At 63.0% G+C, this 17,928-nt stretch carries 15 protein-coding genes, 1 tRNA gene and 1 riboswitch; of the genes, 6 read left to right on the forward strand and 10 right to left on the reverse strand.

Annotated features, from left to right (window positions below):
- Positions 1–39: 39 nt before the first annotated feature.
- A tRNA-Leu gene (locus tag AZKH_RS10990) sits at positions 40–124 on the forward strand.
- A gap of 63 nt (positions 125–187) precedes the next feature.
- A complete protein-coding gene (locus tag AZKH_RS10995) occupies positions 188–1,486 on the forward strand; it encodes a sodium:proton antiporter (RefSeq protein WP_015435844.1) in 1,299 nt (432 codons plus the stop codon).
- Between the two features lie 76 nt (positions 1,487–1,562).
- Here the strand turns inward: AZKH_RS10995 and AZKH_RS11000 are convergent, their stop codons facing one another.
- From AZKH_RS11000 to AZKH_RS11025, 6 genes are all read right to left on the reverse strand, one after another.
- The gene (locus tag AZKH_RS11000) at positions 1,563–2,534 is read right to left on the reverse strand and encodes an MBL fold metallo-hydrolase (RefSeq protein WP_015435845.1); all 972 of its coding nucleotides are present in this window, start codon (positions 2,532–2,534) and stop codon (positions 1,563–1,565) included.
- Between the two features lie 103 nt (positions 2,535–2,637).
- Positions 2,638–4,302 carry an energy-dependent translational throttle protein EttA gene (ettA, locus tag AZKH_RS11005; protein ID WP_015435846.1) on the reverse strand — a complete coding sequence of 555 codons (1,665 nt, stop codon included), beginning with the start codon at positions 4,300–4,302 and terminating at the stop codon, positions 2,638–2,640.
- 76 nt (positions 4,303–4,378) lie between these two features.
- Positions 4,379–4,906: a glycine cleavage system protein R gene (locus AZKH_RS11010; RefSeq protein ID WP_015435847.1), complete on the reverse strand. Its 528-nt coding sequence runs from the start codon at positions 4,904–4,906 to the stop codon at positions 4,379–4,381.
- A 63-nt stretch (positions 4,907–4,969) separates the two neighbouring features.
- Positions 4,970–5,155 (reverse strand): biotin/lipoyl-containing protein, encoded by a 186-nt coding sequence (locus tag AZKH_RS11015; protein ID WP_231874513.1) that lies wholly within the window; start codon positions 5,153–5,155, stop codon positions 4,970–4,972.
- Positions 5,156–5,244: 89 nt separating this feature from the next.
- Positions 5,245–5,649 carry a hypothetical protein gene (locus AZKH_RS26335; RefSeq protein ID WP_156822089.1) on the reverse strand — a complete coding sequence of 135 codons (405 nt, stop codon included), beginning with the start codon at positions 5,647–5,649 and terminating at the stop codon, positions 5,245–5,247.
- Positions 5,650–5,778: 129 nt separating this feature from the next.
- Positions 5,779–8,457, reverse strand: coding sequence for a glycosyltransferase (locus AZKH_RS11025; protein ID WP_015435850.1), 2,679 nt, complete (start codon positions 8,455–8,457; stop codon positions 5,779–5,781).
- 239 nt (positions 8,458–8,696) lie between these two features.
- On the opposite strand from AZKH_RS11025, the gene AZKH_RS11030 reads away from it, so the two are divergent.
- Entirely contained in the window at positions 8,697–9,077 is a 381-nt protein-coding gene (locus tag AZKH_RS11030; protein WP_015435851.1) for a hypothetical protein, read from the forward strand.
- Here AZKH_RS11030 and AZKH_RS11035 read toward each other — a convergent pair.
- From AZKH_RS11035 to gcvT, 4 genes are all read right to left on the reverse strand, one after another.
- Positions 9,008–10,657 (reverse strand): putative beta (1-6) glucan synthase, encoded by a 1,650-nt coding sequence (locus tag AZKH_RS11035; RefSeq protein ID WP_015435852.1) that lies wholly within the window; start codon positions 10,655–10,657, stop codon positions 9,008–9,010. The genes AZKH_RS11030 and AZKH_RS11035 overlap by 70 nt on opposite strands.
- A 76-nt stretch (positions 10,658–10,733) precedes the next feature.
- Positions 10,734–13,643: an aminomethyl-transferring glycine dehydrogenase gene (gcvP, locus tag AZKH_RS11040; protein ID WP_015435853.1), complete on the reverse strand. Its 2,910-nt coding sequence runs from the start codon at positions 13,641–13,643 to the stop codon at positions 10,734–10,736.
- Between the two features lie 64 nt (positions 13,644–13,707).
- The gene (gcvH, locus tag AZKH_RS11045) at positions 13,708–14,094 is read right to left on the reverse strand and encodes a glycine cleavage system protein GcvH (RefSeq protein WP_015435854.1); all 387 of its coding nucleotides are present in this window, start codon (positions 14,092–14,094) and stop codon (positions 13,708–13,710) included.
- A gap of 87 nt (positions 14,095–14,181) precedes the next feature.
- Complete coding sequence (gene gcvT / locus AZKH_RS11050) at positions 14,182–15,213, reverse strand: glycine cleavage system aminomethyltransferase GcvT (RefSeq protein ID WP_231874545.1); 1,032 nt, start codon at positions 15,211–15,213, stop codon at positions 14,182–14,184.
- A gap of 245 nt (positions 15,214–15,458) precedes the next feature.
- A riboswitch (glycine riboswitch) is annotated at positions 15,459–15,545 on the reverse strand.
- A 110-nt stretch (positions 15,546–15,655) separates the two neighbouring features.
- On the opposite strand from gcvT, the gene AZKH_RS11055 reads away from it, so the two are divergent.
- From AZKH_RS11055 to AZKH_RS11065, 3 genes are all read left to right on the forward strand, one after another.
- On the forward strand, positions 15,656–16,492 hold the full coding sequence (locus AZKH_RS11055; RefSeq protein WP_015435856.1) for a 3',5'-nucleoside bisphosphate phosphatase: 837 nt from the start codon (positions 15,656–15,658) through the stop codon (positions 16,490–16,492).
- 47 nt (positions 16,493–16,539) lie between these two features.
- Positions 16,540–17,172 (forward strand): L-threonylcarbamoyladenylate synthase, encoded by a 633-nt coding sequence (locus AZKH_RS11060; RefSeq protein ID WP_015435858.1) that lies wholly within the window; start codon positions 16,540–16,542, stop codon positions 17,170–17,172.
- Between the two features lie 95 nt (positions 17,173–17,267).
- A complete protein-coding gene (locus AZKH_RS11065; protein ID WP_015435859.1) occupies positions 17,268–17,927 on the forward strand; it encodes a site-2 protease family protein in 660 nt (219 codons plus the stop codon).
- Position 17,928: the final 1 nt, after the last annotated feature.

Raw genomic sequence — 17,928 nt, forward strand, 5'->3', positions numbered from 1 at the left:
CGCCGCAACGGTGGTCCCCCGGCATCGGGGTGAAGCTGGGCCCAGGTGGCGAAATTGGCAGACGCACCAGATTTAGGTTCTGGCGCCGCGAGGCGTGGGGGTTCGAGTCCCTTCCTGGGCACCAAAAACAAGGCAGTTGCGGCGCGCGCAATGACCTTCTCTTGCCCCATCTCTCAATAAGAACGCGATGAGCAATGCGCAGTGGTTCCTGCTGCTGGGTGGTCTTTTCCTGGCAATGGGGCTGACCTGGTCTCCTCTCCGGCGATTGCCCGTCACCTCGGCGATCATCTATCTTGCCGTCGGACTGCTGGTCGGGCCAACCTTCCTGCACCTGTTTCATTTCAACCCGCTGAAAGAGTCGGCGCTGCTCGAGGTGCTCACCGAAGGCGCAGCCCTGATCTCGCTGTACGCAGCGGGAGTGAAAATGCCGGTTCCGGTGACCCTGGCGAGATGGCGTACTCCGATCCTGCTCGCCTTCGTTTCGATGTTCGTCACCGTGGGGCTCGTCGCGGCGTTCGCGGCGTTTGTGCTGGATCTGCCGCTCGGTGCCGCGATCCTGCTGGGCGCGATCGTCGCGCCGACCGATCCTGTGCTCGCGACGGACGTGCAAATACGCCACCCGGGAGAACGTGATCGGCTGCGCTTCACCCTGACCTGCGAAGCCGGCATGAACGACGGCAGCGCGTTTCCCTTCGTGATGCTCGGGCTTGGGCTCCTCGGGCTGCACGACATCGGTGAGGACTTCATCCGCTGGGCGCTGATTGACGTCCTCTGGGCAACAGCCGGCGGCATCGGCATCGGGGTTGCCGGCGGAGTCCTGCTCGCGCATGTCGCGCATCGGATCCGGAATCTCGGCACCCGGCACGAGTTGCTCGATGACTTCCTGGGGCTCGGGCTGATCGGGGTCGTCTACGGGGCAAGCGTCGCGCTCAACACCTGGGGATTTCTCGCGGTGTTCTTCGCGGCCGTGGCCTTGCGCCAGACCGAGCGCAAATTGTCGGGCGGGCAGGAAGACGTCCCCGACCGGCTGCGCTTCGATCGCGATGCTGAACCGGCCGAAGGTGAAAGCGGGGCGGCCATACAGGCGGTGAGCGAGGAATCACTGATCTTCAAGGAACACCTCGAGCGGCTGTCGGAACTCGTGCTCATTCTCTTGATCGGCGGGACCTTGTTCATCAACTCGTGGAGTTGGCGCGCCGTCGGTTTGTCGCTTTTCCTGTTCCTGATCGCCCGGCCGGTCAGCGTCATGGTCGGCTTGGCCGGAACCCGCACGCCCTGGAAGTTGCGGGGGCTGGTGGGATGGTTCGGCGTGCGAGGGATCGGCTCGCTCTACTACCTGATGTATTCGATCCAGCACGGTTTGCCGGAAAAGCTCGCGCTGGAACTGATTCACCTGACGCTGATCGTCGTCGCGCTGTCGATCGTATGCCACGGGATCAGCGTGAAACCCATGATGGAGAGATTTTGGAGCAATTCTTCGCGGTAGACGTGACTTGGGCGTGTCACGCATCCGCGACACGCCCAAGCATGGGAAATTGCGACGATTCGGCTGGGAACCGCGTTTACTTCGGCAACGGCGAATACTCGATGGGCACCCAGCTGTAGACGCCCTTGCCATCGGCGCGCACGTGGCCCAGGCCGGGGAAGGGGAGGTGCATCCCGGCGACCAATGTCTTGCCGGTCGCCATTGCATAAAGCAGGGAACGGCGAGTTGCGATGGCCTGATCCTGATCCACGTCGAACTCGATCGACACCTCCGGCTGGGAGAACTGGACCCCGTGCGCGTGGATGATGTCACCCCAGATCAGCAGCTTCTGGTCGCCTGATTCGACGGAAAATGCGGTGTGGCCGGGAGTATGACCGTTCGCCTTGACGGCGCGGATACCCGGCACCAGCTCGCTACCGTCGGAAAACGTCTTCCATTTCCCGCGCGACTGGTAGATGCCCGCGATGTCGCGTGCCATCTTGAAGAGGCCCTGCATGTCTGCCGGCGCGCCCGCGGCATTCTTTTCGGACAGCCAGTAGTCGTTGTCGGCTTGTGAAACATGGACGACCGCATTCGGGAACGCTGGCTGCGAGTTCGCGTCCGCCAGGCCTCCGATGTGATCGCCGTGCATGTGGGTGACGACGACGGCGTCGACCTGCGAGGGGTCATAACCCGACGCCTTCATGTTACTGATGACGTTCCCTAGTCCTGGGCCGAACAGGCCAGCGGCACCGGCGTCCACGAGAACCAGATTCTTCCCCGTATTGATGAGATAGGCATTGACGGCCGTCTGCATCTTCGGGTTGCCGACGAAGTGGCGGGCGAGGCGCCATTTCAGTTCATCGGGTTTGGTGTTGCGCAGCAGCTTGACGTCGAGTTCGATCGCTCCATCGAAGAGCGCCGTGACTTCGAACTGGCCGACCATCGTGCGGTAATAACCGGGCACCTGGGTCTTTACCATCGGCACTTCGGCGATTGCCGGTGCGACGGGCACAAGGGCCAACAGGGCTGCGCTCACGGCAATGATCGGCGTGAGTTTCTTGAACATTGGGAAATCTCCAGTCAGGGAAGCGAGCTAGCCGACAATGTTATTGATGTTCGCATAGGATTGCGCACCGCGCAAAATCGGCGGTGCGCAATGCAGCATGGGCTCAGCGGCTGATCGGCTTGTAGCGGATGCGTTTCGGCTTGGCGCCTTCCTCACCCAGTCGCTTGCGCTTGTCCTCTTCGTATTCCTGATAGTTGCCGGCGAAGAAGGTCCACTGCGACTCGCCTTCCGCCGCGAGGATGTGTGTGCAGATGCGGTCCAGGAACCAGCGGTCGTGGCTGATGATCAGCGCGCAACCGGCGAATTCAAGCAAGGCATCTTCGAGCGCACGCAGCGTTTCGACGTCGAGGTCGTTGGACGGTTCGTCGAGCAGCAGCACGTTGCCGCCGGAAATCAACGTCTTCGCCAGATGCAAGCGTCCGCGTTCGCCGCCGGAAAGGTTGCCGACGATCTTCTGCTGGTCGCCGCCCTTGAAGTTGAAGCGGCCGATATACGCGCGGCTCGGCATTTCGAAGCGGCCGACGGTCAGTACGTCCGCACCATCCGAAATCGCCTCGAAAACCGTCTTGTCGTTCGCGAGCCCTTCCCGCGACTGGTCGACGGCGGCGATCTTTACCGTCGAGCCGACCGTGATGTCGCCCGAATCCGGCTTGTCGCGGCCTTCGATCATCTTGAAGAGCGTCGACTTGCCCGCACCGTTGGGGCCGATCACCCCGACGATCGCACCGGGCGGGATGCTGAAACTCACGTTGTCCATCAGCAGCTTGTCGCCGAAGGCCTTGGAGACGCCGTTGAACTCGATGACCTTGTCGCCGAGACGTTCGCCCGGCGGAATGAAGATTTCCTGCGTTTCGTTACGCTTCTGGTACTCGACGGTGGTCATCTCCTCGTAGCGCGCAAGGCGGGCCTTCGACTTCGCCTGGCGTGCCTTCGGATTGGACCGCGCCCACTCCAGCTCGGTCTTCATCGCCTTCATGTGCGCGTCGATCTGCTTGGATTCGGTTTCCAGGCGGGCTTCCTTCTGCTCCAGCCAGGACGAATAGTTGCCCTTCCAGGGGATGCCATGGCCACGGTCGAGTTCGAGGATCCACTCGGCCGCGTTGTCCAGGAAGTAGCGGTCGTGGGTGACGGCGACGACGGTGCCGGGGAAGCGCGTCAGGAACTGCTCCAGCCACTCGACCGACTCCGCGTCGAGGTGGTTCGTCGGCTCGTCGAGGAGCAGCATGTCGGGCTTGGACAGCAACAGCTTGCATAGCGCCACGCGGCGCTTCTCGCCACCGGACAGATTACCGATCGCCGCGTCCCACGCGGGCAGCCGCAGCGCGTCGGCGGCGATTTCCATCTGGGTCTCGACGTCCGAACCGGCGGTCGCGAGGATGTTCTCGTACTTCGCCTGCTCTTCGGCGAGTTTGTCGAAGTCGGCATCCGGCTCGGCGTAGGCGGCGTAGATTTCCTCCAGCTTCGTGCGCGCCTCCATGACCTCGCCGAGGCCGGACTCCACCTCGTCCTTGACGGTCTTTGACGGGTCGAGCTGCGGTTCCTGCGGCAGGTAGCCGATGCGGATGCCGGCGAGGTGCTGGACTTCGCCGTCATACTCCTTGTCGGCGTTGGCCATGATGCGCAACACGGTCGATTTGCCGGAACCGTTCAGGCCCAGCAGGCCGATTTTCGCGCCGGGGAAGAACGAGAGCGAAATATCCTTGATGATCTGCCGCTTCGGCGGCACCGTCTTGCTCACGCGGAGCATCGACATTACGTATTGGGCCATTGAACTCTTGTCGGAAACGTCGTGAGGACGAGGGGTGCCAAGGATACCTCAAGCCTGTCCCGGACTGCTTTGCTAATCAGTCCGTCTTTTCGTCCAGATTGATGTCTGCGATCAGATCGTTCGACAGGCGCTCGAGATCGGCCTGTAAGGCCCGGGCGTCGAGGCTGTCATCGGCCTTGAGTTCCGCTTCGGCGCGGAACAGGGTTTCCGACGACATCGGCGCGCTGGTCGTGCTCGTTACCAGCTTCTCGACATTGACGCCGTAGCGTGCAAAGACCTGCGAGATTTCGCGGACGATGCCCAGGCGGTCGTGGCCGACCAGGCTGAAGGCGAGCCGTCGGGTGCGGGCCGGTATGCTGGCTGCGGGGCCGCCTGCCTGTTCCACGGTGATCGTAAGCCCGGGAAGGGCCTTCAATGCCGTTTGCAGCGCCTCGGTTCGCTCGGCGGCGACGGCCACCTTCAAGACGCCGGCGAATTTGCCCGCGAGTTGGGCCATCGAAGATTCCAGCCAGTTGGCTTCATGGCGCGTGATGACGGCGGATAGCTGTTCGACGAGTCCGGGACGGTCGTCTCCGATCAGGGTCAATACGAGAAAGCGAGTCATGGGTGACGCCTCCTACGGTATGTCGTCAAGGCCGGCAGGCCTCAGTGGGGCAGGGCGCGGCGCTCAGGCCACTTCCACGAGCGCTATCAGCTGCCCTTCATCGATCAGGTCGCCTTCCTCGACCTTGACCTCGACAATCGTACCCATCTGCGGGCTCGGGATGTCAAGGGCAACCTTTCCGGTTTCCAGCACGATCAGGGTTTCGTCGAACGAAATTCTTTCGCCTGCGCGCACGAGAACGCTTTGCACAAAGACGTCCTCCGTCCGGCAGTTTCCGCAAGTGTCCCAACATTCCGGGAACTTCGGCATCCGTACTTCGACCAGTCGACCCATGCCCGTCACTTGCCCGCAATGGAAGTGGACACGGCCCCGACGAACATGACCGACGAAAAAGTGCGTTTCAGCAGCTTGCTGTAGAAGTCCTGCATCGTCACGCCGTCGTCGAATTGGACGAGATCGCCGCGCGCGATCTTCATCTTGGTCGTTGCAATCCAGAAGCTCGTGCCGCCTTCATCGACCTCGATATACGTGAATTCGTTCGCGTCGATGGAGTCCAGCACGACGCCGTAGTGGCGGCGGGCCTGTGCCGGGTCGGTACCGGATCGCATGATCTGCAATGCAGCATCAGGCGTGGGATGCCCGGGCGGCGGCGCTGCGAGCGCATTCAGCGATGTGGACAGCAGGAGACCGATCGAAAAAACGCAGCGAATGCCGGCGACCCTTTTGAGGAACAGCTCCGGCATCTTGTAAAGCGGGGGCATGCGGGAATTCCGTTATACCGACTGTGGTAATTAGCTTACTCCGCTTGCCCATCTTTCGCACTCGGTCAATTCGAGTTCAAGCGAAATGAATGAACCTTCCGTCCTGGTTCCTCAGTGACCTTCTGCTTGAAGCTTCTTCGAGACTGCCGGTTCCCCTGCAACGGCTGGCGCAGGCGCCGGAGCCGTCCGCTCGGGCATGTAGGAAGCGGCCTGGCAGGCAATCGCAGCGAGATAGGGAATGCACTGGAGTGCGAGAATGCCGACCCACAGCTGAACCTCAATGTGGTCTTCGTAGCCGCGCAGATAGACCAATACCGACGCGCCGGCTATTAGCGCCACGAGCAGCCCGATCTCCTCGCGCAACGGGGCGAAGAAGGCAAACGCGCCTTTTTCCTTCCAGCCCTTCGGCGTACGAACGAATTCGCCGCGCCGCTTCACGATCCCGGCGAAAACGCCGCGTGCAATCGCATGCGCCAATCCGACCGACAGAATCGAGGCCCCGAGAATGTCCTTCCAGGGAGCATCCATCGTCCGACGATAGAGAATCGGTCCCAGCGCCGCTTTGAAGGCCATGAAGCCGAGGATTGGCATCGCAAGGGATGTCACCGGCAGACCGAAGGCTTTCGGGAAGGCGAGCATGCCGACCGTCCATGCGAGGCTGCCGAAGGCGAAGACGAGCTGCAATGCGTCGCCGAGCCAGGCAAACCAGCCGGTGAGGAAGTGGTAGCGCTGCGCAATGTCCAGCTTGCTCCGGCCCAGCATGGCCGGCAGATGGTGCTTGAGGATCTGCATCGCGCCGAAGGCCCAGCGGAAACGCTGGCTCTTGATCGCGGCAAAGTCCGACGGCGTCAAGCCGCGGCCGAGAATGTGATCCACATATCGGGTGTCGTAACCCTTCTCGATGAGGCGCAGGCCGAGTTCGGTGTCTTCGCAGATGCACCACTCGGACCAGCCCCCCACCTCTTCGAGGGCAGCACGCCGCACCAGTGTCATCGTGCCGTGCTGGATGAGGGCGTTACGCTCGTTGCGGTGGTGCATGCCGATGCGGAAAAAGCCGTCGAACTCCCAGTTGCACATGCGACGGAAGGGCTGCGTTTCCCAGTCGCGGTGCGCCTGAGGGGCCTGCACGACGGACACGTTCCGTTCGGCGAAATGCGGAATCAGGCAGGACAGCCAGTCCGGGGAGACGACGTAGTCGGCATCGACGACGCCGACCACTTCGGCTCGCGGGTCGGTCTGCCTGAGACCGAAGTTGAGCGCTCCGGCCTTGAAGCCCGGCCAGTTATCCAGATGGTAGAAGCGGAAGCGCGAACCGAGTTCCGCACAGCGCTTCTCGAGAGGCTTCCACAGCGCTTCGTCCTTGGTGTTGTTGTCCAGCACCAGGACTTCGAAATTCTGGTATTGCATCGCCGCCAGGCTGTCGATCGTCGCGATGACCATTTCGGGCGGTTCGTTGCAACAGGCGAGGTGGATCGAGACGAAGGGCTCCTTGTCCGGCGCGTGCGGCGGCAGCGGGACGAAGCGGCGTTTCCAGCGACGCTTGAACAGCACTTCGCCGAATTCGAAGCCGTGGGACAGGAGTACGGCGATTGTCAGGATGGTCGCGCCGATCAGGATGAAGAGTCCGACGAGATCCCGCTGAGTCAGGTAATAGTCGGCCGGGACATTCAGGCCGATGATCAGCGTCGTCGCACACGCTTGCACGAGGCTTGCAAGCCAGAGCCGTCCGAGCACGGTCCAGTCACGCAGCAGGAAGGCGATGAGGAACATCGGCAGGAAGGCGATCGCGCCGGCCGCGAATGCCTTTTCGTGCCAGCGGACGTCTTTGACGACCAGGCCGTCCAACGGGAACTTGGGTCCGCGCTCGGCGTTGAACATGCCCCAGTAGGCGCCCGCCCAGCCTTCGAGCTCGATCTTCCACGGCTGGTCGATCGCTTCCATGATGAAGTAGTCGAGCTTGGCCGTGCGCGGGTTGGCGAGGAACTCGCGGATGAACTTGGCCTGATTTTCATGTGACGCGACACCGCGGCTGTCGCTGCCGTAGAGGTTATCCATGACCGGGCCGCGGCTAGGCCAGCCGATTTCGCCGATCACGATCTTCTTGTTCGGGAAGGTCCTGGCCAACTCGTCGTAACGCATCATCGCGTACTCGACGGCTTTGTCGGCATCGATGCCCTCGTGGTAGGGCAGCAGGTGAACAGTGATGAAGTCGACGCTGTTGGCCAGTTCCGGATACTTGAGCCAGACGTGCCAGGGCTCCGCGGTCGAAACGGGCTTCTTGACCTTCTTCAGTGCCTTTCGGGTCTTGTCGAGATAGACAGCGAGTTCCTTGGGTGTGACGTCACCGCGCAGGATGGCCTCGTTGCCGACGATCACTCGTTCGACATGGGCGAACTTGCGGGCGCTGTCGATGACCGCCTCGATTTCCTTCTCGTTGGCTTCCGCATCGCGCGAGATCCATGCGCCTGCCGTCACGAGGAGCTTGCGCTCGGCCGCGAGCCGAACGATCGTCGGCGTTTCCAGGCTGCCGTAGGTCCGGATGCTGTCGGCGGTCTTGGCCAGAAGGTCAAGGTCGGCACCGATCTCCTGATCAGTGGGGTAGCTGTGTTCGAGCGGGCTTTGGTCGCGCTGGTAGGGACTGTAGGCGTAGCCGCGAATGCTGTTGGCCGCACCGACGAACTCGGTGCCCCGGTTCCATCTTTCCGCGAGGTAGTACTGGGCGCCGGCTACGACACCGGCCATAAGAAGCGCTGCGATTATTCGGTAAATCAGCGAAGCGACGTTTTTCATCAGGATCTTGGTCCCCTCGGGGAAGAAACTAGCGTTGCGCGTTGGCGCTTTGGATACGCCGTACGCAATAAATCACGTTCGGGCGGCAGTGTGACACAATTGTCGTCTTATGGCGCCGTTACTGACCGGCGCGGAGTTTATGCGGTTTTTCAGTTGCTTAGCAAAGAAAATATGGGTCAACCTGCAACACGCCGCAAGGCGGTTTGCGGGTGATTGATTTGTAAGGAAAAAACACCTCGATGCAAAAGGTCTTGCAAAAGCGGGAGAACCTCGCGCTTCCCGTCGTCGTCAGCGCCCTGGTCTTCGCAACTGCGCTCTGGCTCAGATACGGCCTGTTCGAAGCCGGCGTATTCCCGACTTCGTGCGGGATTGCCCTTGCGGACGGGCTGCACGGGCTGTGCTTGGCCAAGTGGGCATTGCTGCAGACCTTCGTCCAGGAGCGGCTCGGCTGGTTGAGCCTGCTCGCCGGGTTTGCCGCGTTCGCGTTGCGCGTCAAGCCCTTGGCATGGGCAGGCTGGTTTGCCGGGATCGCAGGACTCGTGCTTTACAGTTACAACTTCGCCGCCGTCGGGCTGCTGCTTTCGCTACTCGTGATCGTCCGTGCGTACGTGCGCAGGTAAGGCAGCGAGAACAGAAGGCCGGTGACCAGCCAGGCGATCGCCTGAGGATTCCCCGGTTCGGTGAGCCACCGCCCGACGACGGTCGTCGCAATGACGAGCGCGCATACCCTTTCCTCGATCGCGTCCGTAAGTTGTCCGCTGCAACCGAGCGCACCGAAAGTCAGCGCGGGGACGAGGTAGAGCAGCACCGGAAAGTCGCGATAACGCGGATCGGCAAAAAGCAGTAACGCGGCAACCGCGCACGCAAAGAGCAAGATTCCACGGAGGAGGCCGAGGAGTGTTGCGGTTTCGCAATATCGCGACGGTTGGGTACGGAGGGTTTGCCAAGCCGTTGCGACAGAGGGAAGCGGACGGCCCGCATCCCAGCGGGCGAGCAATAGGGGCAAGGCGCCGCCGATCGCGGCAATCGCGCCGAGGACGGTCCATTCGAGGACGTCCCGGTACGCGAACTGGGCATGTTCCCAATGCAGTACCGCGACGACGCCAGTGACAGCGCCGGTAACTGAGGCGACGAGCAGCCGTAGCAGGGATGCCCTTGCGCCCGCCGCCAGCAGGATACAAAGCACAGCGCCGACCCCGGCGGCGATCAGCGGAGCAGTCAGGCTCGATCTTTCGCTGACGGGACCGGCAAGCGGGAATTTGGCTTGGAGCTGAGTGTCGAGCATGCCCCAATAACCGCCGACGGTCCCTTCGAGCTTCCGTTTCCACGGTTGGTCGATGGCTTCGATGAGGTTGTATTCCCAACCGTTTGCGTGTGCCTGATGAACGAATTCGCGGATGAAGCGGGCCTGGTTCACGAGCGAGGGCAGCGATCCCTCGCGCTGGCGTCCCGCGCTGGGCCAGCCGGTCTCGCCGATCATCACCGGCTTGTCGAAGGTGTGCCTGATTTCGGCATAGACTTCGCCGACGTGCTTCAGCGCGCCCTCGATCGGCACCGGATTGTCTTCCCAGAACGGGAGGATGTGCACGGTGACGCGATCGACGGACGCGGCGAGGCTGCGATGCTTGAGCCAGAATTCCCAGACGTCGGCATAGGTGACGGGCACATGGACCCGCGCCTTGGCGTATTCGATCAACTCGCGCATCTCGTCTTCGCTGCGTTCGCGCCGCAACAGCACCTCGTTGCCGACGATCAGCACGCGAACCACGTCCGCGTAATCGTTGGCGAGAGCGATCGCGCGATCGAGCTGGATCATGTTCCGCTTCGGGTCGCCGCCGATCCATGCGCCCAGCAGGACCTTGAGGCCGGCTGCACGAGCCAGTTCGGGAACCTGCTCGAGCCCCTGGTCGACGGAATAGATCCGCACGCATTCGGTGATTTTCGCCAGCGCCGCCAGGTCGGCCGCGATCTGCTCCCGCGGGATGATCTGAGTGGGATCGAAAGGCGATTGGCCGGGTAGGTGGTAAGGGGCGTAGGAGACGCACTTCAGGCGCTCGCCTTCGGTCAGGTGCAGGTCGTACATGGGGACGGGCTGGATGTCCCGTATGAGAACGAAGCCGAGGGCAATCAGGGCAACCAGGTATGTGAAAAGCAAGGCTTTCCACGGGGTGGACCGGTTATCGGGAGGAGGCGTGGTCATCTGGCTGCGCTAGATCCGGTGGTCGAAAAAAAGCCACGCCCGGTCGGGCGTGGCTTCGATACGAAGCGGCGGCATTCTAGCCTGCGTAGTCGTCCATCGGAACGCAGGCGCAGAACAAGTTGCGATCGCCATACACGTCGTCGATGCGGTTGACGCTGGGCCAGAACTTGTTGGCTGCGACCCACGGCAGCGGGAAGGCAGCCTGTTCCTTCGAATAGGGGCGGACCCATTCGCCCTCGAAGAAGTCCGCTTGCGTGTGCGGCGCGTGCTTGAGCGGGTTGGAGTCCTGCGGCCAGCGGCCCGCTTCGATCTCGCGGATTTCGTTGCGGATCGCGATCATCGCTTCGATGAAGCGGTCGAGCTCGCCCAGGTCTTCCGATTCCGTCGGCTCGACCATGACCGTGCCCGCGACAGGGAAGGACATGGTCGGGGCGTGGAAGCCATAGTCCATCAGGCGTTTCGCGATGTCGACTTCCGAAATGCCTGTGGCGGCCTTGATCGGACGGATGTCGAGGATGCACTCGTGCGCGACGCGCCCCTGCGAACCGGTGTAGAGCACGGGATAGTGCTCGCCGAGGCGGGAGGCGACGTAGTTCGCGTTGAGGATGGCGACCTCGGTCGCACGCTTCAGGCCGGTGCCGCCCATCATGCGGATGTACATCCAGGAGATCGGCAGGATGCTCGCCGAGCCGAACGGCGCGGCACTGACTGCGCCCTGACCCTTGTTGGGCCGGCTGTCGTCACCGGTGCCCGCGACGGCGTGGTCGGCCATGAACGGAGCCAGATGCGCAGCCAGACCGATCGGGCCCATGCCGGGGCCGCCGCCGCCGTGGGGGATGCAGAAGGTCTTGTGCAGGTTCATGTGGCTGACGTCCGCGCCGATCGTGGCCGGCGAGGTGAGGCCGACCTGGGCGTTGAGGTTCGCGCCATCCATATAGACCTGGCCGCCGAACTGGTGGACGATTGCGCAGATTTCGCGGATCGACTCCTCGAACACGCCGTGCGTGGAGGGATAGGTGATCATCAATGCAGCCAAGCGTTGCGCATGCAGCTCGGCCTTCGCGCGCAAGTCCGCAACGTCGACGTTGCCGTTGTCGTCGCAGGCGACGACGACCACTTCCATGCCACACATCTGAGCGGTCGCGGGGTTCGTGCCGTGGGCCGATTTCGGGATCAGGCAGATGTCGCGATGCGCTTCGCCGCGGCTCGCGTGATAGCGGCGGATCGCGACGAGACCCGCGTATTCGCCCTGCGCGCCCGAGTTGGGCTGCATGCAGATCGCCGGGAAGCCGGTGGCGGCCTTGAGGTAGTCCGCCAACCCTTCGATCATTTCAATATAGCCGGCGGCCTGTTCGCGCGGCGCGAAAGGATGGAGGCCCGCGAATTCCGGCCAGGTCACCGGAATCATCTCGCTCGTCGCGTTGAGCTTCATCGTGCAGCTGCCAAGCGAGATCATCGAATGATCGAGCGCGAGGTCGCGGTTCTGGAGCTTCTTTAGGTAGCGCAGCATCTCGTGTTCGGTGTGGTGCGTGTTGAACACGGGATGGGAGAGGATCGCATCGCCACGCAGCAGCGCGGGCGGGATCGTGCCACCGGCCTTGCTGACGGCAGCGTCGAGCGCGTCGAGGTCGGCAGCGACGCCGAAAGCGGCGAGCAGGGCGCGGACATCGTCGGCCGTGGTGGTCTCGTCAAGGGATACGCCGATCGCGGCGTCGCTCGCACGGCGGACATTGAAGCCCGCACTTTCGCAAGCGGCGACGAGCGCGTCGGTGCGGCTTCCGGTCTGGACCTGGAAGGTGTCGAAGAAGGCAACAGCGGGGATCTCGAATCCGCCCTGGCGCAGGCCGGCGGCGAGGATCGCGGCGAGACGGTGGATCCGCGCGGCCATCGTGCGCAGGCCTTCGGGGCCGTGATAGACCGCGTAGAAACCGGACATGTTCGCGAGGAGAACCTGCGAGGTGCAGATGTTCGAATTCGCTTTCTCGCGGCGGATATGCTGTTCGCGGGTCTGCAGCGTCATGCGCAGTGCAGTCTTGCCGCGGGCGTCCTTCGAGACGCCGATGATGCGGCCGGGCATCGCGCGCACGTTCGCCTCACGGGTGGCGAAGAAGGCTGCATGCGGGCCGCCGAAGCCCATCGGCACGCCGAAGCGTTGAGCGGAACCGAGCACGATGTCCGCGCCCATTTGTGCGGGCGGCTTCAGCAGGACCAAGGCCATCAGGTCGGACGCGACGGCAGTGACGGCACCCTTGGCCTTCAGGGCGGCGATCACATCGGTGAGGTCGGCGATCTCTCCGCGTTCATTCGGATACTGCAGCAGTGCGCCAAAAACTTCATGCGTGCCGGCGTCGACGGCGGCACCGAAGACGAGTTCGAAGCCGAAGTACTGGGCGCGCGTCTTGACGACGTCGATGGTCTGCGGGAAGCAGGCCTCGTCGACGAAGAAGGCATTCGACTTCGACTTGCTCACGCGGCGCGCCATGGTCATCGCTTCGGCCGCAGCCGTCGCCTCGTCCAGCAGCGATGCGTTCGCGAGTTCCATCCCGGTCAGGTCGATGACCATCTGCTGGTAGTTCAGCAGCGCTTCGAGACGGCCTTGTGCGATTTCGGCCTGGTAAGGCGTGTATGCCGTGTACCAGCCGGGATTCTCCATCACGTTCCGCAAGACGACGGCGGGCGTGTGCGTGCCGTAGTACCCCATGCCGATTAGCGACTTGCGCAGCACGTTCTTGCTTGCGATCGCGCGCAGTCCGGCCAGTGCTTCATGCTCGGGCGTCGGTTCGGCAATCGGGAGCGGCGCGGCAAGACGGATCGCCGTCGGGACGGTCTGGTCGATCAGAGCGTCGAGACTGGATGCGCCGATGGCGGCAAGCATTTCGGCGATTTCGGCCGGATTCGGACCAATGTGGCGGCCAATGAAAGCGTCGCGCTGTTCGAGCTGCGCCAGCGGTGCCTTGAGAGCGGAGGAAAGATCGGTGTTCGACATGAGGGACTGCTCACAGGGGCCCGTTCCGGCGGATCGCCGGTCGGGCGCGTGGATCGTGTTTGGTTCAGGCGTTCGCGGTCGCGGCTTCGTACGCGGCGGCATCGAGCAGGCCGCCGACGTCGGCTGCGTTGTCCGGGCGGATCTTGAAGAGCCACGCGGCGTAGGCGTCCGTATTGACGGACTCGGGCGCATCGACGGCATCGCCGTTTGCCGCGATCACTTCGCCCGCGACCGGGGCGTAGATGTCGGAAGCCGCCTTGACCGATTCGATCACCGCGCAGGCTTCGCCGGCGCCCAGCTTGCGGCCGACTTCGGGCAGTTCGAGGAAGACGACGTCGCCGAGGGCTTCCTGGGCGTGGTCGGTGACGCCGATCGTCAGGGTGCCGTCGGCTTCGACGCGAATCCATTCATGCGACGCGGTGTACTTCAGATCGGCGGGAACTTGGCTCATGGTGTGCTCCAGAGGGTAAGGGTCGGTACCGGGCCGGCCAGGTACCGTTTTTCGGGTTGATTCGCGGAGTGGCGGCGCAGGTCCGGATCAGACCAGCGCCTTGCCGTTGCGGACGAAGGGCAGCTTGGCGGTCCGTGCCTTCAGGCGACGGCCGCGGATATCGACTTCGACGGATTCGCCGGCTTCGACGCCGAGCGGCAGGCGGGCAAAGGCGATGGACTTTTCGAGCGAAGGAGAGAAGGTGCCGCTCGTCGTCTCACCGTCGCCCTGGGAAGTGAATACGGTCATGTGCGAACGCAGGACGCCCTTGTCCTCGAGGATCAGGCCCAGCACGTTCCGGCTCGCCGGCTTGGCGAGCAGCGCAGCCTTGCCGACGAAATCGCGCGATTCGTCTTTCAGGTCCACCGTCCAGCTGAGGCCGGCGTCGAGTGGCGAAACGTCGTCGTCCATGTCCTGGCCGTAGAGGTTCATCCCGGCTTCCAGGCGCAGCGTGTCGCGCGCCCCCAGGCCGCACGGCTTTACGCCAGCCTGCACGAGGGCATTCCAGACTTCGGCAGCACGAGTCGCGGGCAGGGCAAGCTCGAAGCCGTCTTCGCCGGTGTAGCCGGTGCGCGCGACGAGGAATTCCCCGACTTGGGCGGCGCTGAATGGCTTCAGGCCTTCGCTGGCAGTGCGGGTTTCGGGCAGTGCGAGCCAGGTCTTTTCACGCGCGGCAGGGCCTTGCACGGCGATCATCGCGAGGTCGCGGCGGCTCGTCAGCGTCACGTTGGACGCGGTCGCGGCAATGCGTTCCCGCATCCATGCAACATCCTTGTCGGCGGTGCCGGCATTGACGACGATGCGGTAGGAAGTCGGGTTGAAGTAGTAGACGATCAGATCGTCGATGACGCCGCCTTGGGGGTTCAGCATGCAGCTATATAGTGCCTTGCCTGGTTCCTTCAGTTTGGCGACGTCGTTTGCCAGCAGCCCGCGCAGCCACGTCGTCGAGTCCGGGCCTTCGAGATCGAGCGCAAGCATGTGGGATACGTCGAACATGCCTGCATCGCGCCGTACGGCATGGTGCTCTTCGATCTGCGAGCCGTAGTTCACCGGCATGTCCCAGCCGGCGAAATCGACCATGCGTGCACCGGCTGCAACGTGGGTGGCATGAAGAGGGGTTTGTCTGGACACGGGGGGCTCCTGAGAATGCGCGGACGGAATCGGAATTTCGAGGTCTAAAAAACGAAACGGGGCGAGGCCCATTTCATTGAGCATCGCCCCATCTGTCCTTTGTACCTGAGAGATTCCGGCCGTGGCCGGGTGCCCCTTCGGTGGATGCGCCAGCCGGCACATTCGTGCGACCCGCATCGCTCTCCAGAATTGCGTTCTGTCGGCGGTCCTTTTGCCTGAGCGATTCCGGGGGGTTACGCCTTCGGCGACTCCGAGGGGGAGTTCTCTCCCGCACGACGGGCGGACGATACCACCGCGAAGACTTGCTGGCAACGGGCCGGAGAGGGTGTTTGTTATGATGGCGATTTCCAGGTGGAGCGATGGGTGATAACGCGTCACTCATATGACATAGATGCAGATCAATGCGGACCTCCATTGCCACTCGACCGTATCGGATGGTTGGCTGACGCCAACCGACGTCGTGCGGCGAGCCGCGGCCAATAGCGTGGCCCTGCTCGCGCTGACGGATCACGACGAGGTCGGCGGTATCGACGAGGCATGCGGCGAAGCGCTGCGGCTGGGTGTGCGCCTGCTGCCCGGCGTCGAAATTTCGGTGACCTTCCTCAAGGAGACCGTGCATGTTGTCGGGCTCGGGATCGACCATCGCGACCGGCAGCTGCTCGAGGGCCTGGAAAGCGTACGCAGCGGACGTGTGCAGCGCGCAAGGAAGATGAGTGCGGCGCTCGATGCCGCCGGGATTCACGGCACCTTCGAGGGCGCATCTCGCCTCGCCCGCAATCCGGCGATGGTGGGACGTGCCCATTTCGCCCGGTATATTGTGTCGACCGGTTTGATGCCGGATGTGAGTACCGTGTTCCAGTATTATCTGGCGCGGGGTAAGCCCGGGTACGTCGAGCACGAATGGGCGAGCCTCGACGATGCCGTTCGCTGGATTCGCGGCGCGGGAGGTGTGGCTGTATTGGCGCACCCGGCGCGCTATCGCTTGTCGACCGACGAGTTGCATCGACTGCTCGATCGCTTCGTCGCCTGTGGCGGGGAAGGGATCGAGGTGGTTGCGGGAGCGCACACCGAGGCCGAGACGGTCAAGTTTGCGGCAATTGCCCGCCGTTGGGGACTGCTGGCGTCGCGAGCTTCCGACTTCCATGGCGAAGGCGAGAGTTCCGTCGATCTGGGCCGCAGCAGCAATCTGCCGCCCGACCTGACTCCTGTCTGGACGCGATTCGTCTAGGTCTGCGAGTCGTACTATCAAAAAAAACAGAGAATCGGACACTTAGCATGGCGCAGTATTTTTCCTTGCACCCGGAGCACCCCCAGCCGCGCTTGATCCGCCAGGCCGCGGAGATCATGCGAGCGGGTGGGCTCGTCGCCTTTCCCACGGATTCGGCGTATGCCCTTGGGGGCATTACGGGCGATTCCGATCTGCTGCAGCGCATCCGCCGTATTCGCGGCGTCGATGAGCGGCACCATTTCACCCTCATGTGTCGCGACCTGTCCGAGATCGCGACGTACGCCCGCGTGGATAATTCCCAGTACCGCCTGCTGAAGGCGACGACGCCGGGGCCTTACACGTTCATTCTGGAGGGAACCCGGGAGTTGCCGCGTCGTCTGCTTCACCCGAAGCGCAAGACGATCGGACTGCGCGTGCCGGAACATCCGGTTGTCGCCGCGCTGCTCTCCGAGTTGAACGAGCCCATTCTGACCTCGACGCTCTTGTTGCCCGGCGAGGATTTGCCGCTGACCGATCCCGAGGAAATCCGGACGACGCTCGAAAAACAGGTGGATCTCGTCATCGAGGCCGGATTCTGCGGTCCCGAGGCAACGTCGGTGATCGATCTGACATCAGGTTCCCCGGTTCTGGTTCGGGCAGGGCGCGGTGATCTCGCGCCGTTCGGCCTCGAAGCAAACTAGTGTGCGACACGCCGATCCGAGCGGCGGAGGAACTGACCGTCGTGCGATGGCCATGGCGTCGTCTGCTAGAATCACTCGTTTAACGCCGTAAATCCATGGATTCGCTGATCACAACCCTCGCTATCTGGGCGCTGCCGGTATTGCTTGCCATTACGCTTCACGAGGCGGCGCATGGTTACGTGGCGAGGCATTTCGGCGATCCAACCGCAGACCGGGCGGGGCGCATAACGCTCAATCCCTTCAAGCACATCGATCCGATTGGTACGTTGCTGGTTCCGGGTCTGATTCTGGCGGTGAGTTCGTTGTTCGGCGGTGGCGGAATGCTTTTCGGCTGGGCCAAGCCGGTTCCGGTCGACTTCAGTCGCCTTCGGAAGCCGAAGGCGGACATGCTGTGGGTGGCTGCGGCCGGCCCATTCGTGAACTTCCTGATGGCGCTCGGTTGGGCGCTGCTGGTCAAGGCCGCGCTGCTCAATCCTACGAACGTCTATGCCGAACCCATGATCGAGATGGGCAAGGCAGGCATCCAGATCAATACGGTGCTGATGGTGCTCAATCTCTTGCCGATCCCTCCGCTCGACGGGGGACGGATCGCAGTGAGCCTGCTGCCGCACCGCCTTGCGTGGAAGTTTTCGCGACTCGAGCCGTACGGCTTCCCGCTTCTCCTTCTCTTGTTGTTCAGTGGCATCCTCGGACAGATTCTTTGGCCGCTGATTGCGCTTTTCCGTATCTTCCTCGCGACGCTTTTCGGATTCTAGA

The organism is Azoarcus sp. KH32C, assembly GCF_000349945.1.
GTDB lineage: Bacteria > Pseudomonadota > Gammaproteobacteria > Burkholderiales > Rhodocyclaceae > Aromatoleum.

Bases quoted from the DNA above. Each gene is read 5' to 3' on its own strand.
- AZKH_RS10995 (WP_015435844.1), top strand. From the start codon at position 188: ATGAGCAATGCGCAGTGGTTCCTGCTGCTGGGTGGTCTTTTCCTGGCA.
- AZKH_RS11000 (WP_015435845.1), bottom strand. From the start codon at position 2,534: ATGTTCAAGAAACTCACGCCGATCATTGCCGTGAGCGCAGCCCTGTTG.
- ettA (WP_015435846.1), bottom strand. From the start codon at position 4,302: ATGGCCCAATACGTAATGTCGATGCTCCGCGTGAGCAAGACGGTGCCG.
- AZKH_RS11010 (WP_015435847.1), bottom strand. From the start codon at position 4,906: ATGACTCGCTTTCTCGTATTGACCCTGATCGGAGACGACCGTCCCGGA.
- AZKH_RS26335 (WP_156822089.1), bottom strand. From the start codon at position 5,649: ATGCCGGAGCTGTTCCTCAAAAGGGTCGCCGGCATTCGCTGCGTTTTT.
- AZKH_RS11025 (WP_015435850.1), bottom strand. From the start codon at position 8,457: ATGAAAAACGTCGCTTCGCTGATTTACCGAATAATCGCAGCGCTTCTT.
- AZKH_RS11030 (WP_015435851.1), top strand. From the start codon at position 8,697: ATGCAAAAGGTCTTGCAAAAGCGGGAGAACCTCGCGCTTCCCGTCGTC.
- AZKH_RS11035 (WP_015435852.1), bottom strand. From the start codon at position 10,657: ATGACCACGCCTCCTCCCGATAACCGGTCCACCCCGTGGAAAGCCTTG.
- gcvP (WP_015435853.1), bottom strand. From the start codon at position 13,643: ATGTCGAACACCGATCTTTCCTCCGCTCTCAAGGCACCGCTGGCGCAG.
- gcvH (WP_015435854.1), bottom strand. From the start codon at position 14,094: ATGAGCCAAGTTCCCGCCGATCTGAAGTACACCGCGTCGCATGAATGG.
- gcvT (WP_231874545.1), bottom strand. From the start codon at position 15,213: ATGGTCGATTTCGCCGGCTGGGACATGCCGGTGAACTACGGCTCGCAG.
- AZKH_RS11055 (WP_015435856.1), top strand. From the start codon at position 15,656: ATGCAGATCAATGCGGACCTCCATTGCCACTCGACCGTATCGGATGGT.
- AZKH_RS11060 (WP_015435858.1), top strand. From the start codon at position 16,540: ATGGCGCAGTATTTTTCCTTGCACCCGGAGCACCCCCAGCCGCGCTTG.
- AZKH_RS11065 (WP_015435859.1), top strand. From the start codon at position 17,268: ATGGATTCGCTGATCACAACCCTCGCTATCTGGGCGCTGCCGGTATTG.